General features: G+C 34.7%; 15 protein-coding genes, 1 tRNA gene and 1 pseudogene. 10 read left to right on the top strand and 7 right to left on the bottom strand.

What is annotated here, in order from left to right; genetic code table 11:
- Positions 1 to 89: 89 nt before the first annotated feature.
- From nrdF to I567_RS12940, 5 genes and pseudogenes are all read right to left on the bottom strand, one after another.
- A complete protein-coding gene (gene nrdF, locus I567_RS08020; RefSeq protein ID WP_016251725.1) occupies positions 90 to 1052 on the bottom strand; it encodes a class 1b ribonucleoside-diphosphate reductase subunit beta in 963 nt (320 codons plus the stop codon).
- Between the two features lie 15 nt (positions 1053 to 1067).
- On the bottom strand, positions 1068 to 3227 hold the full coding sequence (nrdE, locus tag I567_RS08025) for a class 1b ribonucleoside-diphosphate reductase subunit alpha (RefSeq protein ID WP_016251726.1): 2160 nt from the start codon (positions 3225 to 3227) through the stop codon (positions 1068 to 1070).
- A gap of 115 nt (positions 3228 to 3342) precedes the next feature.
- The gene (gene nrdH, locus I567_RS08030; protein WP_016251727.1) at positions 3343 to 3564 is read right to left on the bottom strand and encodes a glutaredoxin-like protein NrdH; all 222 of its coding nucleotides are present in this window, start codon (positions 3562 to 3564) and stop codon (positions 3343 to 3345) included.
- A 619-nt stretch (positions 3565 to 4183) separates the two neighbouring features.
- Positions 4184 to 4369 carry a hypothetical protein gene (locus I567_RS12930; protein ID WP_018345364.1) on the bottom strand — a complete coding sequence of 62 codons (186 nt, stop codon included), beginning with the start codon at positions 4367 to 4369 and terminating at the stop codon, positions 4184 to 4186.
- 45 nt (positions 4370 to 4414) lie between these two features.
- Positions 4415 to 4623 (bottom strand): annotated as a pseudogene (locus tag I567_RS12940) (TMEM175 family protein); the annotation flags it as partial.
- A gap of 217 nt (positions 4624 to 4840) precedes the next feature.
- Here I567_RS12940 and I567_RS08040 point away from each other — a divergent pair.
- The 4 genes from I567_RS08040 to I567_RS12470 all read left to right on the top strand — a co-directional run bounded on the left by I567_RS08040 (position 4841) and on the right by I567_RS12470 (position 9136).
- Positions 4841 to 5314, top strand: a complete 474-nt coding sequence (locus I567_RS08040) for a FeoA family protein (protein ID WP_016251729.1) — start codon at positions 4841 to 4843, stop codon at positions 5312 to 5314.
- On the top strand, positions 5307 to 7457 hold the full coding sequence (feoB, locus tag I567_RS08045; RefSeq protein ID WP_016251730.1) for a ferrous iron transport protein B: 2151 nt from the start codon (positions 5307 to 5309) through the stop codon (positions 7455 to 7457). The genes I567_RS08040 and feoB overlap by 8 nt, the downstream gene beginning before the upstream one ends.
- Positions 7454 to 7609, top strand: coding sequence for a hypothetical protein (locus tag I567_RS12655; protein WP_016251731.1), 156 nt, complete (start codon positions 7454 to 7456; stop codon positions 7607 to 7609). Before feoB ends, I567_RS12655 begins: the two co-directional genes overlap by 4 nt.
- 106 nt (positions 7610 to 7715) lie before the next feature.
- Positions 7716 to 9136 (top strand): IS3 family transposase gene (locus I567_RS12470; protein WP_111736135.1). Its coding sequence is split into 2 segments (ribosomal slippage): positions 7716 to 8283 and positions 8283 to 9136, totalling 1422 coding nucleotides; the frame shifts between segments, so codons are not numbered across the junction.
- 83 nt (positions 9137 to 9219) lie between these two features.
- Here I567_RS12470 and I567_RS08060 read toward each other — a convergent pair.
- Positions 9220 to 10080 carry a DegV family protein gene (locus tag I567_RS08060; RefSeq protein WP_016251732.1) on the bottom strand — a complete coding sequence of 287 codons (861 nt, stop codon included), beginning with the start codon at positions 10078 to 10080 and terminating at the stop codon, positions 9220 to 9222.
- Positions 10070 to 10633: a DUF1836 domain-containing protein gene (locus I567_RS08065; protein WP_016251733.1), complete on the bottom strand. Its 564-nt coding sequence runs from the start codon at positions 10631 to 10633 to the stop codon at positions 10070 to 10072. Before I567_RS08065 ends, I567_RS08060 begins: the two co-directional genes overlap by 11 nt.
- Before the next feature lie 194 nt (positions 10634 to 10827).
- Here I567_RS08065 and I567_RS08070 point away from each other — a divergent pair.
- The 6 genes from I567_RS08070 to I567_RS08095 all read left to right on the top strand — a co-directional run bounded on the left by I567_RS08070 (position 10828) and on the right by I567_RS08095 (position 16660).
- Positions 10828 to 10900 (top strand) — tRNA-Lys (locus tag I567_RS08070).
- A 208-nt stretch (positions 10901 to 11108) separates the two neighbouring features.
- Entirely contained in the window at positions 11109 to 11813 is a 705-nt protein-coding gene (gene yycF / locus I567_RS08075; protein WP_016251734.1) for a response regulator YycF, read from the top strand.
- Between the two features lie 3 nt (positions 11814 to 11816).
- Positions 11817 to 13649, top strand: a complete 1833-nt coding sequence (gene walK / locus I567_RS08080; RefSeq protein WP_016251735.1) for a cell wall metabolism sensor histidine kinase WalK — start codon at positions 11817 to 11819, stop codon at positions 13647 to 13649.
- Complete coding sequence (locus I567_RS08085; RefSeq protein WP_111736136.1) at positions 13637 to 14947, top strand: YycH family regulatory protein; 1311 nt, start codon at positions 13637 to 13639, stop codon at positions 14945 to 14947. The genes walK and I567_RS08085 overlap by 13 nt, the downstream gene beginning before the upstream one ends.
- Before the next feature lie 3 nt (positions 14948 to 14950).
- Entirely contained in the window at positions 14951 to 15811 is an 861-nt protein-coding gene (locus I567_RS08090; protein WP_016251737.1) for a two-component system regulatory protein YycI, read from the top strand.
- A 42-nt stretch (positions 15812 to 15853) separates the two neighbouring features.
- Positions 15854 to 16660 (top strand): MBL fold metallo-hydrolase, encoded by an 807-nt coding sequence (locus tag I567_RS08095; RefSeq protein WP_016251738.1) that lies wholly within the window; start codon positions 15854 to 15856, stop codon positions 16658 to 16660.
- The last annotated feature ends 26 nt before the right edge of the window (positions 16661 to 16686 follow it).

Here is a 16686-nt window from a genome sequence, read left to right on the forward strand (position 1 = left end):
AAGAATTAGTTTCTTAGACAATTGTACAAAAGACTGATTTTAGATGAAAAAATAGACAGCCAGAAGTATTCCTTCAAGCTGTCTATTTTTTACATACCGATGAGATAATCTTCGTCTTTCATTGCTTCGACGGTACCTAAAAGATAACCATTGCCGACTTGAGAGAAGAAATCATGATTACTTGTACCTGTTGAAATCCCATTCATTACGATTGGATTGACATCATTAGCAGTATCTGGGAAGAGTGGATCTTGTCCTAAGTTCATCAATGCTTTATTGGCGTTATAACGTAGGAAAGTTTTGACCTCATCTGTCCAGCCCAATTCATCATAAAGTTCTTCCGTGTAGCGTTCTTCGTTTTCGTATAATTCATAAAGTAAATCATACATCCAATCACGTAGGTTTTCTTGCTCTTCAGCAGATAATTCATTAAAACCTAATTGGAATTTATAGCCGATATAAGTGCCATGTACGGACTCATCACGGATAATTAATTTAATAATTTCCGCTACGTTTGCTAATTTATTGTTTCCTAAGTAGTAAAGTGGCGTATAAAAACCTGAATAGAAAAGGAAAGTTTCCAAAAAGACGCTGGCTACTTTCTTTTCTAGCGCCGTGCCGTTTTTATAGATTTCATTAATTCGTTCGGCTTTTTTCTGTAAATAGGGATTCGTATTCGTCCATTCGAATATTTCTTCAATTTCAGACTTGGTATTCAAAGTACTGAAAATAGAAGAGTAACTTTTTGCGTGCACAGATTCCATAAACTGGATATTGTTCAACACGGCTTCTTCATGTGGCGTGCGGGCATCTTTGCGTAAATGCTCCATCCCACTTTCTGATTGGACTGTATCTAAAAGGGTTAGGCCACCAAATACATGTCCCACTGTGGTCTTTTCTAATTCAGAAAGTCCACGCCAGTCATCTAAGTCATTGGATAAGGGAATACGTGTATCCAACCAAAATTGTTCTGTTAATTTTTCCCAAGTAGATTTATCGATAATATCTTCAATTTCATTCCAGTTAATCGCTGCATAATAAGTTTCTGCCATTTTCTTCACTCCTTTTTAGATGACACAACTTTCACATTGGTTGCTACCGATTTCTTCTGCGTCATCTGTGAAAGTACGAATATAATAAATCGATTTAATTCCTTTGTGGAAAGCGTAGTGACGTAAAATGTTTAAATCACGCGTTGTTTGTTTGGTTGTTGTTTTCCATTCATATAGACCCGCTGGGATTTCTGAGCGCATAAATAGTGTTAAACTCATGCCTTGGTCGATATGTTGTTGCGCAGTGGCATACACATCAATTACTTTACGCATATCCATATCATAAGCAGAAGTGTAATATTTAATTGTGTCATTAGAAAGTAATGGGGCAGGATAATAAATCTTTCCAATTTTCTTTTCTTGACGTTCTTCAATTAAACGGGTGATTGGATGTAAGCTGGCACTGGTATCGTTAATATAAGAAATTGAACCATTTGGTGCAACTGCTAGGCGATTTTGATGATACATTCCATATTTTTGTACGAGTTGTGCTAATTCAGTCCAGGCTTGTCCATCTGGAATAAAGATACCTTCAAATAAGGCCTTTACTTTTTCAGATTTTGGTTGGAATTGCCCAGTTACATATTTTTCAAAATAGCTACCATCAGCATATTTTGATTTTTCGAAGTGATGGAAAGTTTGTTTGCGTTCCTTGGCAATTTGCATACTTTCATAAATGGTCCAGTAATTTAAAAGCATAAAGTAAATATCGGTAAATTCAATGGACTCTTTTGAACCATATGCCATGTGATGTTTCGCAAAATAGGTGTGTAAGCCCATGGCACCTAAACCGATTGTATGACTTAAAGCATTCCCATTTTTAATAGAAGGAACTACATCGATATCTGAAGCATCCGTGACATAGGTTAAGGCACGCGTCATCACACGAACAGATTTACCAAAGTCAGGACTTTCCATTAAATTGACGATATTGGTTGAGCCTAAGTTACAGCTAATATCTGTACCTAAAACCTCAAATTCTTGTTTACCATTTAAAATAGAAGGTTGTTGAACTTGTAAAATTTCTGAACATAGATTGCTCATGATAATTTTTCCGTCAATTGGATTGGCACGATTGGCTGTATCTAAGTTTACGACATATGGATAACCTGATTCTTGTTGTAATTTAGAGATTTCATTTTCTAAATCACGGGCTTTAATCTTAGTTTTACGAATATTAGGATTAGCCACTAGATTATCATATTCTTTTGTAATATCGATATAAGAGAATGGGACGCCGTATTCTCGTTCAATGCTATATGGACTAAATAGGTACATATCTTCATTTTTGCGTGTAAGCTCATAGAATTTATCAGGTACTAATACACCTAGCGAAAGGGTCTTTACGCGAATTTTTTCATCAGCATTTTCTTTTTTAGCAGATAAAAATTGGATAATATCTGGATGAAAGACATTTAGATAAACCACCCCAGCGCCTTGACGTTGACCAAGCTGGTTGGAGTAACTAAAACTATCTTCAAATAATTTCATTACTGGCATCACACCGCTAGCTGCATTTTCATAACCCTTAATTGGGGCACCGGCTTCACGTAGGTTTGACAGTGTAATTCCGACACCACCACCGATACGTGATAATTGCAAGGCAGAGTTAATCCCACGTCCAATAGAGTTCATATCATCGGTAATTTGGATTAAAAAGCAACTCACTAATTCGCCACGACGTTTACGACCGGCATTTAAAAAGGAAGGTGTTGCTGGTTGATAACGTTGATGAATCATTTCATCGGCTAAAGCTAAGGCTAATTCTTCATTACCATCTGCAAAATAAAGGGCATTAAAGGCGACGCGATCTTCATAAGTTTCTAGATAAGTGGTCCCATCATTGGTTTTAAGGGCGTACTGAGAATAAAACTTATAAGCTGCCATAAATGATTTGAAACGGAAATTTTGTTCAAATAAATAAGTATATAGTTTCTCAATAAATGCTAAATTATATTTTGCTAAAAATTCGGTTTCAAGGTAATCATGTGTAGTTAAATAATCCAACTTTTCTTTAATAGTAGAAAAAGTCATCGTATTTGGTTTTACATTCTCTTCAAAAAATGCCTGCAGTGCTTCTTGATCTTTTTGAAGAGGAATTTGGCCATTCACTGGTCGATTAATTTCATTATTTAATTTAAAGTAACTGACATCTTTCAGTGCTTTTAAACTCATCCGCTCACAACCTTTTTGTTTTTTTAATGAAACATAAAAAAAGATTTGTAGTTATTTAGTAACATACAAATCATTCAATTATACATATGAATATAAATGATTTTAATCATTTTGTCTAGGCTAATAACTTCAATTGATCTGGACGGAAACCGACAATCGTAGCTACGTCAGAAGTCACCACAGGAACGGTTTGAAATCCATTTTCTTTTAGCCAATCAATTGCTTCTGGTTGAATATCAATATTGATTTCTTCAAAGCTGATTTGATTTTGTGTTAAAAAGCGTTTTGCCATTTTACATTGCATACAATTATTTTTCGAAAATAGTTTAATACTCATGACTGCTTCCTCCGTTAATCTTTATATCATTAGTATAATGCTCTTTGACGAAATGTCAACTATAAAAACACAATATATAGTGGTTGATTTTGTGAATAAACACAATAGATAGTATTTCACAATAAAAATGTATACAAATGAATGTTTTGTATATTTTCATGAAAGCAATTCAATGACTAGTATTTTAAGCTTTCATTTTTATTGCAGAATATTAAGTTGTGATTTTAAACTGTGGATATTCAAAAATTTGTATAGTTAGATTCACAAAATAAGCAAGAGTCATCCACAAGATATAGTATAGTGTCAACTTGTCAAGCACAAGAAATATGAAACAAAAGAAAGATATGAAACATTTACCGGAAATCTAGCCTATCCTATTGACAAAAGAAAAAGACAAGTTATCCCTATGTGTTTATAAGGAAGAAAACTTGTCTAGTCAAATTAGTTATTCTATGATGCAATCTAATTCAAAGTAATAATTATTTATATATTTTCTCAATTTGTGTATCCGGTATAATCCATAATAGTGTGATACAGAATAATAATACGTAACTTGCAATCGGTGCAACAAAAGCCAATAAAGCGGATAGGAGGTAAGAGGTAATAGAAATCTTTGCCTTCAAATCGCGTCCAAATAAAATAGTTGTTTAATTAATGAATGTTCTTCATGGGTATCGAGGATGGCATTTTGCAGTAGGTAATAAGAAATAGCACACATAAATAAAACAAAGCCATGCATAAATGTTGGGGCAGTTTTAAATAAATGTGCACCTAACCAACTTGTCGTAACTGGTAAAAGCAACATCCAAAATAGCCAATGTAGATTTAACCATAAAATTTTTCCTGAGACCTTTTCTAAAGTCGAGATTAGATGATGATGATGATTATTCCAATAAATACCTATATATAAATAACTTAAAATATAGGCAAAAAAGTGGGGATAACTTCTTTGATTGCTTCAAAAGTAAAGTCTTTTGGCGTGTGTAATTCGAGTGCCATAATTGTAATGATAATTGCTAACACACCATCGCTAAAAGCTTCCATTCGATTTTTTGGCATGAATAAACACTTCCTTATGATTAAAATTATCTTTTCCAAATTCCTTGATTATATTTCAAAATATTTTATCTAAAAGCAAGATTTTTGCAATGAAGCAATTTAGAATCATTCTTATTTTGTGAAATAAATCACAAATAATTGACATTTCAATGTTTTTGGCGTATTCTATTGATAATAATTCTCAATTGTAAAAATAGAAATGAAATTAGGTAACAAAATGAATATATTACAAGCAAACATGCATCAGACATATGAAATTTCAAAGATTAAAACGGATGAAAAAGTAACCAAGCGTCTACAAGATTTAGGTATTGTTCCTAAAAGTGAAGTCGTCTTGATTCAATTATCAAAAGAAAGTGGCGTCATTGTATTGAAAAATTCGCGCTTAGCATTGGCCACGGAAATATTATCACAAATTGAAATTACTGAAAAAAAGACGCGTGTGCAGTGGATTCCTTTAGATGAAGTGAAAATCGGTGAACGCGTGAAAGTGATTAGCATCCATGGAGAAGGTGCAGTAAAACGCCGATTGATGGATATGGGTGTGACGAAAAATGTCGAAATATTAGTACGCAAAGTTGCGCCTTTGGGAGATCCAATAGAAGTGGTTTTACGCGGCTATAATTTAAGTTTGCGAAAAGCTGAAGCAACATTGATATTGGTGGAAAGACAGGTGAGTGAAGATGAATAAACAGATTGCCTTAGTAGGAAATCCGAATAGTGGTAAGACGAGTACTTTTAATGTATTAACAGGTTCTAACCAATCTGTAGGAAATTGGCCCGGAGTCACAGTCGAACGTAAATCAGGATTGTTAAAGCAAAATAAAACTATCTGTATTCAAGACTTGCCTGGGATTTATTCTTTATCTTCTTATTCACCTGAAGAAGTCGTTGCTAGAGATTATCTATATACGAATGATGCAAGTGGCATTATTAATATTATTGATGCTTCCAATTTAGAGCGCAATTTATATCTTACTTTGCAATTGATGGAATTCGGCTTACCGATGATTTTAGGCTTAAATATGATGGATATTGTCAAAAAATCGGACCAAAAATTGAATATTGAAAAATTAAGTTATGCTTTAGGTCTACCAGCTGTTGCGATGAGTGCCTTAAAAAAGCAAGGGATGAAGGAACTAACTAAGGCGTGTGAAAAAATGATTGCTAATCCCCAAATTGGCAATACTGTCACTTATGATGATCGTTTGGAAGCAGCCTTAAATGAAATTGCTACTATAATAGAAGGAAAAGTTTCTAAACAACATTTGCGTTTCGTGACGATTAAACTTTTTGAACGTGATGAATTAGTCAATGCCCGACTAACGCTAACACCAGCAGAGCAAAAAGAAATTGCAGAAATCATCGAAATCACTGAAAAGATATTTGATGATACAGCTGAAGCGATTATCATTAATGAGCGTTATGAAGCAATTAGTCGCATTACTGCACTGTGTCTAGTTAAGCATACGAGTTTTGAGTTAAGTTTTAGTGACAAGATTGATCGAGTAGTAACGAATCGCTTCCTAGCATTACCAATTTTTGCCTTTGTGATGTGGGCTGTTTACTATTTATCCATTCAAACTGTCGGCACAATGGGAACTGATTGGATTAATGAGGTGCTTTTTGGTCAGTGGGTTCCTGATTTGACAACCAAAATTTTGGAAAGTTGGCAAGTAGCGCCTTGGATGCAGGGGTTGATTGTTGATGGAATTATCGCAGGTGTCGGAGCAGTGTTAGGCTTTTTACCGCAATTATTAGTGCTATTTTTCTGTTTAGCTATTTTGGAAGATTGTGGCTATATGGCTCGAATTGCTTTTGTCATGGACCGAATGTTACGTCGTTTTGGCCTTTCAGGAAAATCATTTATCCCAATCTTGGTATCAACTGGTTGTGGGGTTCCGGGTGTGATGGCGACACGAACCATTGAAAGCGAAAAAGACCGCCGCTTAACAATCATGGTAACCACTTTTATGCCATGTTCTGCTAAGTTGCCAATTATTGGGTTAGTAGCTGGTGCTTTTTTCCCTCATCATAGTTGGGTCGCACCATCAGCGTATTTTGTTAGTATCATTTCGATTATCTTATCGGCAATAAGTTTGAAAAAGACAAAACTATTTAGTGGAGAAGCGACACCATTTATTATGGAATTGCCACCTTATCATTTTCCACAAATGAAGAATGTCTTTTTACAAATGATGCAACGTGGACATTCTTTTGTGAAAAAAGCAGGAACGATTATTTTTGCGACCAGTGTGCTTATCTGGTTTACAATGAACTTTAATTTCCGCTTACAAATGGTGGCTGCCAATCAAAGTATTTTGGCTAGTTTTGGTCATCTACTTGCTCCTTTATTTATTCCACTTGGGTGGGGCAATTGGCAAGGGGCCGTGGCTTCAATGACAGGTTTAATTGCCAAAGAAAATGTCATTAACACATTTGGTATTTTATATAAAAATGCGAGTGAAGTCTCTGAAACCGGTAAAGAATTTTGGCAAGCAATGCATTTAGATTTTACGGCTGTTTCTGCCTATGCGTTCTTAACTTTTAATTTACTTTGCGCACCATGTTTTGCGGCAATTGGAGCGATTCATCGGGAAATGACGAGTGTGAAGTGGACCTGGCTAGCTATTTTATATCAATGTGGGTTTGCGTATGTGATCAGTATGATGATTTATCAGTTTGGTCATTTGTTCTTTGAAGGCGGAAGTTTAAATGTTTGGACCTGTCTTTCATTAATGGCTGCAGCTTATTTTGTCTATTTACTGATTTTCAAGTCAACTTATCAAAATAAACTAAATTTAGCAAAAGAAATGGTGGTGCATAAAGGATGAATTTACCGACTTTCATTTTAGCTGTCTTGATTTTGGTTGCTGTTGTGCGTATTTTTTATAGACAATTTCAAACAAAAGGGCATTGTGATCATTGTGAGAGTGAATGTGCCGTCAAACATTCGCTAAAATCAACTGACCCATCGACTAAATAATTGTTAAATATTTAAACATTTAAAAAAAAGCAGTCTCCCAAAATAGTTGTGTACCGACCCCAAAAAGTTAGACCATAAAATCTAATAATTGGAGGTCGGTATTTTTATGTCCAAATATTCTTTTGAGTTTAAAAAGCAAGTTGTAAATGCTTATCTTAATGGCGAAGGTGGTTATACTTATCTTGCAAATAAGTTCGGCATTCCATCTGATAATAAAGTTAAACTATGGGTGGATAATTACAATGCATTTGGCGATGAAGGATTAAAACGTTCTAGAAAAAAAGATTTTTATTCTTTTGAAAAGAAGCTTTCTATAGTAGAGTTATATTTATCAAGTGAAATCTCATATCAAGATTTAGCTCTGCAAGAAGGAATTACTAATCCAAGTATGATCGCAAATTGGGTGAGTCGCTTTCGTGCAGCTGGTCCTGATGCCCTAAGACCACGCAAGAAGGGACGAAAGAAAACATTGAATACAACTAATGGCAATACACAAAACAAACCAGTTGAAGAATCTTCTGTTGATACAAGTGCAGAACATGTAAAAGAGCTAGAAGAGGAACTTCTTAAATTGAGAATTGAGAATGCCTTTTTAAAAGAACTGAGGAGGCTGCGTTTAGAGGACGAGGAAAAAATGAGAGAAAGGCACTCGTCATCAACAGTCTCCGACGAGAATTCAAACTAAAAGACCTTCTCTCTTATACAGGCATGCCTAAAGCAACATATATGTATTGGCAAAAACGATTTGATAGAGAAAATCCTGACAAAGAACTTGAAGAAAAAATCCAAGAAATCCGTAAGAATAATAAGGATTACGGATATCGTAGAATACATGGAGAGCTTCATAATCAGGGATATCTCATCAACAAAAAGAAGGTTCAGCGAATAGTTCAAAAACTTGGCTTGCAGGTGACATCCTACACACGCAAAAGTAGGAAATATAGTTCCTATAGGGGCAGGACTGGTACCATTGCACCCAACAGAATTCGCAGACGCTTTAATACGCACATACCCCATCAAAAAATCACAACGGATACGACTGAATTTAAGTATTATGAAGTTGATGTCAAAGGACATATGACAATGCATAAGCTGTATTTAGATCCATTTATGGATATGTGTAATGGAGAAATACTAAGTTACGGCATCGATAAGAAACCTTCAGCAAAGAATGTAATGAATGCCTTGGATAAAGCCATTGAAATCACTTCAGACTGCCCTTATAGACGAACATTCCATTCTGACCAGGGTTGGGCATACCAGATGAAGGCATACTCTCACAGGCTAAAAGAAGAACGAATATTTCAAAGCATGTCTCGAAAGGGCAACTGTCTAGATAATTCCGTAATGGAGAATTTCTTCGGTCTGCTTAAGCAAGAGATATACTATGGCGTTAATTACTATAGCTATGAGGAATTAAAAATGGAAATAGAACGATTTATAAAGTATTATAATGAACAACGAATAAAAGAAAAGTTAGGATGGATGAGTCCTGTTCAATATAGGCTCCATCTTTTAGCTGCATAATGAAAACGAGACGACCGGAGTCGTCTCGTAAAAAAGTCTAACTTTTGGGGGTCACCTCATTTGGAAGGCTGCTTTTTTTGAGATTAATTATCTAAAATTTGAATGCCTAATCCAAGCAGACCCGGTCCTGTGTGAACAACTAATGCAGGCGAAATATCTCCAAATAGAATTTCTGTTGCATGAGGTAATCTCTTCGCTAATTCTGCTTTTAACCATTGACCTTCTTCATAAGCATCGCCATGTGCCACAGCGAGACGATAACTTTTTGCATCCTTTAAAAATTCTGCTGTTAATTTTAAGGTTGTTTCTAAGCTTTTTTTGCGTCCACGAGACTTGGCTACTGTGTAATAGATTCCATCTTCATTACAAGAAATGGTGGGATTTAACTTCAGCATATTACCGACGATTGAAGCAACTAAGCCAATCCGGCCACCTTTTTGTAAATATTCGAGTGTAGCTACATTAAAGTAGATTCGGTTTTTATAGACTTCTTCTGCAAGTTTTTGTTGAATAGTTTGAAAATCTAGACCAAGTTCGATATATTCTGCAGCCCGAATCGCTTGAAGTCCGGCAGCAATTCCAATATTTTTCGTATCAAGTACAAAGGTGTCTAACTCCGGATATTCTTCACTCACTAAACGAACGGCATTAAAAGTACCACTTAAACCACTAGAGATTGTGACAGCAACCACTTGTTGATAACCGTCTTTTTTTACTTGCTCAAAGACTTCATGAATCGTTTGCATACTTGGTAAAGAAGTTTTTGGAATTTCTTCTTTAAAGCGGTCATAAACTTCTTGAGGAGTGATATCTATTTTATCAATATAGGTTTGATTCGAATAAATAATTTGTAAAGGTAACATATACATTGATTTGTTAGTTACAATATCCATTGGCACATCGCAGCCAGAATCAATCACTAAGGCAATCTTTTTATTGTTCATATTTTTCTTCTCCTGTTAATATATATTTTTCTTGAAGGATAATCATTTTTTCAGCGAGTAATTTATTTGCAAAAGCTCTAGTAGCCGCCTGTACTGCGATTCTATCTAGTTCAATCGGAATAGCCAAATTCATTGTACTTAATTGCGCTTGATTAATAATAAATTGAATGGATTTTTCCTGTTCATCGCAAAATAAATCATAAGCTTCCCTGATTCCACTAACTTTTCCCTGAAATAAGATGCCACTTTTTACTTCTGAAATCGTAATGACTTGTTTCAATAAGGTAATTGCGATTAAAAAAGCTAAATGTTTTCGTTGATATCTTTTTTTGATAGGTGCTGGAATCAATCCTTTTTTAACATAATTATTGACCATTGCAGGTGTTAGCAATGGATGCTTTTCTGTTTGAATGACGGGCATCAGATATTGATCTACCAGTTGAATGACTTGGTCCATATAAAGATCTAAATCGGGTAATTCTTGCCATCTTGGTAGGTGGAAATCTCTCAAAGACTCTCCCCATAAGGCAAGTTCATGTTTTAATTCATCCATCAATATCACTCCAATATCTATAATACAAAAATTAATTATATTAATCATTTTATCTAGTTTCTAAGACTAGATATATTTTAGCATATCTAAATAATCTTGTCACGAAGAAAAAAATACAAAAAAATAGAAAAAAAGTTTTATATAACTCTTGATTTTTATTTAATGGAGTGCTAATATGTAAAAGTAATCGATACGGGTTGTTAGCTCAGTTGGTAGAGCAGCTGACTCTTAATCAGCGGGTCGCGGGTTCGAGCCCCTCACAACCCATTATATTACGATAAATCTATCTGGTATTTTACTAGATAGATTTTTTTTATTACTAATTAGTGAAAAAATATGTTAAAAATAGAAATAAACCCATTGCTTTTAATGAAACTCTTTACAAAATAGGCTATAATAATCTTTGAGATGTTCAATAGGTTTATATATTCAACAATATAAAATAATAACTGTTTAAATATAGAGGTGAAACTAGATGAAAAAGATTTTAGTCGTTGATGATGAGAAGCCAATTTCTGATATCGTTAAATTTAATTTAGCAAAAGAAGGCTATGAAGTGTTTAGTGCATATGATGGTGAAGAAGCTTTACAAAAAGTGGAAGAAATTCATCCTGATTTAATTTTGCTAGATTTAATGTTACCAAAAATTGATGGCTTAGAAGTTGCAAAAGAGGTCCGTAAAAATTATGATATGCCAATTATTATGGTTACTGCGAAGGACTCTGAAATTGATAAAGTGTTAGGACTTGAAATTGGAGCGGATGATTATGTGACCAAGCCATTTTCTAATCGTGAACTGGTAGCCCGGGTGAAAGCCAATTTGCGTCGTGGTGGTCAAGTTGCTAAAGAAACAGAAGAAAACCAAAACGCAGACTTAGTGGTGGGCGAATTAACGATACACCCAAATGCTTATATGGTTACCAAAAAAGAAGAAGAAATCATTTTAACGCATCGTGAATTTGAATTACTACACTACCTTGCAAAACATTTAGGACAAGTGATGACACGTGAACATTTACTTCAAACGGTTTGGGGTTATGACTATTTTGGAGATGTGCGGACCGTGGATGTGACTGTCCGTCGTTTACGTGAAAAGATTGAAGATAAACCTAGTCATCCAAATTATTTAGTAACTCGTCGTGGGGTTGGCTATTTTTTACGTAATCCAGAACAGGAGTAGTTTATGAGAGAAAGAGTTCGCTTTTTTCAATCGGTGAACTTTAAGATTGCCCTGACATTTATCTTGATTTTACTTATTTCAATCGAGATAATCGGGGCATATTTTATTCGCGGATTAGAAAAATCAATTGTCGATAATTTTACCAAAGGGATGGATACCCAAGTGGCTGCCTTGGCAAACACACTGTCTTCGGAGCTAGATCGAGATCAAGCGGATGATGAAACGATTCAAGCAAATATTCAGCGGCTATTAGATAATAGTAGTACGAGTGAAATGATTGAGATGCGTGTGGTGGATGAAAAAGGAATTGTTTTAGCTACGACCGATGTTTCAGGTAAGTCTGCGATTGGTAAGAAGAATGATTACCAAGAGCTAGATGATTTTACGATTAAAAGTATGAAAGTAGCAGATAAAGATACCCACAGTCGCGTACTTATTAATGTCCATCCGATTCAGTCAATGACAGGGGATACGGTTTTAGGTGCCCTGTATGTAAAGAGTGATATTGAAGACCAGTATCAGCAAATTAAAAATATTGCGGTTATTTTTGTCACTGCATCACTTTTAGCAGTCGGTATTTCGATGGTCGTTGCGATATTGATTGCCCATTCGATTACTCAACCAATTGGTGAAATGCGAGAACAAGCTTTGCGAATTGCTAGAGGAGATTACAGTCGAAAAGTTACCGTTCATGGAAAAGATGAATTAGGTCAATTAGCTTTAACTTTTAATCAGCTGGCTGAACAAATAGAAGAAACGCAAGATGCGATGGAATCTGAAAGAAACCGTTTGAATAGCGTCTTATCACATATGTCAGATGGAGTCGTTGCTACTGATCGCCGCGGCAAAGTAATTACAATTAATGATATGGCCCTTTCTTTATTGGGAATTTCTAAAGAGGCAGCGATTGGGCAAAATATATTGAATCTATTGGATATTGAAAAAGATTATACTCTTCGGAAAATTTTAGAAAGTACAGAAGAGTTATTAATTGAGCGAAATGAATCTAATTATGGGGATAACAAGATTATTCGTGTGGAATTTTCGATGATTCGGCGTGAGTCTGGTTTTATCTCGGGTTTAGTTGCCGTTATGCACGATGTTACCGAACAAGAGCAAAATGAACGTGATCGTCGTGAATTTGTTTCTAACGTTTCTCATGAACTACGTACACCTTTAACAAGTATGCGTAGTTATATCGAGACTTTAAGTGAAGGCGCTTGGCAAGATCAAGAAATGGCTCCTCGGTTTTTAAAAATTACTTTGGATGAAACAGACCGTATGATTCGGATGATTAATGATTTACTTGATTTATCTCGTATGGACAATGACAATTTAAAACTAAATATTGAAATGGTTAATTTTAACGAATTAGTGAATTTTGTCTTAGATCGTTTTGACGTAATTATTGCAAATAGTGAGAAAAAGTATCGTATTGTTCGAGAGTTTACGCAAAGACCGCTTTTTGTCGAAGTGGATACTGACCGGATGATTCAAGTCATTGATAATATTATGAATAATGCGATTAAGTATTCTCCAGATGGTGGAAAAATAACCGTGCGCTTAATGGAAACACATAATAACGTGATATTATCGATTACCGACCAAGGGCTAGGAATTCCTAAAAAAGATATTTCACGTATTTTTGAACGCTTTTATCGTGTGGATAAAGCTCGTGCACGCAAACAAGGTGGAACTGGTTTGGGATTGGCGATTTCAAAAGAAGTGGTCAAAGCATTAGGCGGAACTATCTGGGCTACTAGTATTGAAAATTATGGTTCGACGTTTTATATCAGTTTACCTTATGAACCGTTTGAGGAGGAATGGTGGGATTGAAATATTTGAGTCGTGGGATTCGTTTAGGTTTGGTCACATTGATTGCTTTGAGTTTCTATCTTTCATATCTCATTTGGTTATCTCCTGAACGAAATGATGAAAGCCAAGAGCAAGAGTTGAGTCAAAAAATTACAGATATTCGTTCTAAAGAGGAATTATTTTTACCTACAAGTGTTGCATATCACGATGATAAACAAATTAACATAAGTAATTCACCAAGTATCTTATTATCTTTACATCATTTTTTTAAAGATCAAGAAATTCGTCGTCTACAAATCTATGCCTATGAAAATGAAGAATCTTTATTAAAAAATTTATCAAAGGAAAATTATATTTCTTTTGATTATTTGTCAAAAATGAATTTAAATGAATATTTATCTGTTTATCAATTACGATTGTCAAATAACGATAAACAGAAACTAAAAAGTATTTATTTTGATGAAATGAGATTGAATTTAAAGCAAAAGCAACTAGTCTTTATTAATCACGAAGACCAGCAAGTGTTCAAATTTCATGTACAAATGGATTTAACCCAGATTGAAAACTATCTTAAAAAGCATCAAAAACAATTTCAATTGCATGAAGGTGAAATTAAGATGGTTTCCGGACAAGTTTATAGTAAAGATCCTATCAAATTACAGTTATACTCTTATATCTCAACGGATCAACCTTATACACTTTTTCGTGATGCATTCTTTTTAAATACACGTGATATCAAAGTGAATGATGATACAAATGATGCTTTGGTCTTAAGTAATCATCAAGGCGATATGCTGTCTATTTCATTGAATGATCAAATGCTGCATTTTCGTGCGAATCAAGTGGATTTTCATAATCAGAATATGTATAGTGTAAGTGCGGATTATGTCTCTCGCTTAGGAACGAACCTAGGACAATTGCGTTTCTTTCAACGTGAAGATAAGAAGATTATTTATCGTGCGTTTGTCGAAGGATATCCATTATTTAGAAAAGATGATAACGGAAAAATTGTAGTTTCCTTTAGTGATTTAGGTCAAGAAAATACTAGAAATATGGAGATTAGTGGGAATTTAACTACATTACAAGTTCCAATTCCTTCTGATAAGACAAAAACACTGCCAGGTGCTTTAACCATTTGTGAAAAGTTGCAATCCTTAGGTATCAAAGCATTACCAGAAATGACGATTGGTTATTTGTGGGAGGAAATACAAGATACTGGAGTGGTGGATTTAACACCGACTTGGTTTGCTTATTATCAAAATCAATGGCTACCATACGATGAATTGGTACAAATTTTATCAAACGGGAAAGGGGCTTAAAAAATGGATTTCAAACGAATAGAAGCAATTTTTCTGGTCGCTTTCCTTTGTTTAGATATTTTCTTGTTTTCGATTTATAGACAATCACAAAATGAGCAGACACCAATCAATAATTCCTCTACCATCAAAATTACGCAGCGTTTAAAAGAAGATAAAATCAAGTATGAGGGCAAAATTTCATCTGAGCATACGGATGGTTATTATCTTAGTGCTACCCAGACAAATTTAAATACGGAATTGCAAAATATGAAAAAGACAAAGAAATTAGAAAATGCCGATGTTTTGCGAAGTAGTGTGAAAGATAATTTACTTTCTTTAACCCCAGAAAAAGATTTATCCGTCAATAAAAAAGGACAGATTCCGACATTGGTTCGTGAAACATTAACAAATCAGAAAGAGATTATCCTCGGAAAAGATTATCGCTATCAAGACGAAATTCATCAACAAAGTGATGGCTATTTGGATGCTTATGCTTGTCAGAAATATGAAGGCATTCCAATAAATGATATTACTGCTCAAATTAAATTTACGTTAAAGAAAAATGATGAGAATTATCGCCTTGAAAAGATTCAGCAAATGCATTTGAGCAATTTAACGGCTTTACGCGAAAAAATGCCGCTAGTCTCTGAGGAAGATGCTTTAACGACGCTTTATATTAATAATAAATTGAGTAAAAATGATGAAATTTTATGGTCGAAATTAGCTTACACATTGGTACTACAAGTGAGAGGGAAAAATGTTTATGTACCTGCTTGGTTTGTGTCAATACGGCATGAAGACAAAAAAGAGCAAGTCGAAATAGTCAATGCTTTTCGTAATCGTATCATTACGAATGCTGCAGTTCGTAAAGTAGAAAATAAATAAATTTTACAGTATAATGACCTTAGATAAAAGAGGTGTGAACTTTTGGAAACAGGACAAGCTTTTGAAATTAGTATTTTAGCTAGTGGTTCGACAGGGAATAGCTTATATTTAGAGACGGCTGAAAAAAAGATTTTAGTCGATGCTGGTTTAAGTGGTAAAAAAATCGAATCCTTAATGCAGCAAGTCGGTAAAAATCCAGCAGACTTAGATGCTATTTTGGTGACGCATGAACATTCCGACCATATTCAAGGGGTAGGAGTCTTAGCACGGCGTTATGATTTAGAAGTCTACGCAAATGAACTAACTTGGAAAGCCATGGATAAACACTTGGGTAAAATTCCCGTTGAAAAGAAAAAAATCTTTGAAATGGGTAAAAAGATTACTTTTGGTGATATGGATATTGAAAGCTTTGGTGTATCACATGATGCCGCCGCGCCACAATTTTATCGTTTTTATAAGGATAATAAGTCTTTTGTCATGTTGACAGATACTGGTTATTGCAGCGATTATATCCGAGGAGTCATCAAAGGGGCCGATGCTTATTTAATTGAAAGTAATCATGATTTAGAAATGTTACGAATGGGCGGTTACCCTTGGACTTTAAAGCAAAGAATCTTAGGAGATAAGGGCCATTTGTCTAATGAAGATGGCGCTTTAGTGATGACTGATGTTTTAACTGATAAAACCAAACGTGTCTATCTTGGTCATTTAAGTCGTGAAAATAATCTTGTTGAACTAGCCCATATGACAATGGAAGATACCTTAAAACGTTATGATTTTGGTGTTGGTGAGACTTTTGATATTTATGATACAAATCCAGATACAGCGTGTGAACCCTTTACATTATAGAGATAAAAGATGTTTGATTATCTTGA

The sequence above is a fragment of the Enterococcus cecorum DSM 20682 = ATCC 43198 genome (assembly GCF_000407565.1).
In the GTDB taxonomy this organism is placed as follows: domain Bacteria; phylum Bacillota; class Bacilli; order Lactobacillales; family Enterococcaceae; genus Enterococcus_E; species Enterococcus_E cecorum.